Raw genomic sequence first — 293 nt, 5'->3', positions numbered from 1 at the left:
TTTTCAAGCAGAAGACGGCATACGAGATCAAGCCTCGCGTGCCTTGACTTTCCGATGTGCAGCACGGAAAACGGCTGGCTTCCCGGGAAGTTTCACGAATGGGTGCAGATGGGACACAGAGCTGCGGCGCTTCTTCTGTTCGCCTGGATCATCGCGGCAGCGGTACATGCAGCAAGACAGTATAAAAATCAAAAACGCATTTATTGGGGCTGGATGATTTCCCTGATCCTGATCATCCTTCAGGCTGCCTCAGGAATTGCGGTTGTCTACAGCAGACTGGATTTGGGTTTTGC

1 protein-coding gene is annotated in these 293 nt (G+C 51.9%); it reads left to right on the top strand.

Translation table 11 applies throughout. The features are described from left to right. Positions 1-54 precede the first annotated feature (54 nt). A partial coding sequence (locus tag L324_RS44455) for a COX15/CtaA family protein (RefSeq protein WP_499698321.1) occupies positions 55-293 on the top strand: 239 nt, incomplete at its 3' end.

It is taken from the genome of Amycolatopsis orientalis DSM 40040 = KCTC 9412 (genome assembly GCF_000478275.1).
GTDB lineage: Bacteria > Actinomycetota > Actinomycetes > Mycobacteriales > Pseudonocardiaceae > Amycolatopsis > Amycolatopsis orientalis.
Note: the sequence above shows the minus strand (reverse complement) of the source record. Positions and strands in the feature narration are given on the sequence as shown.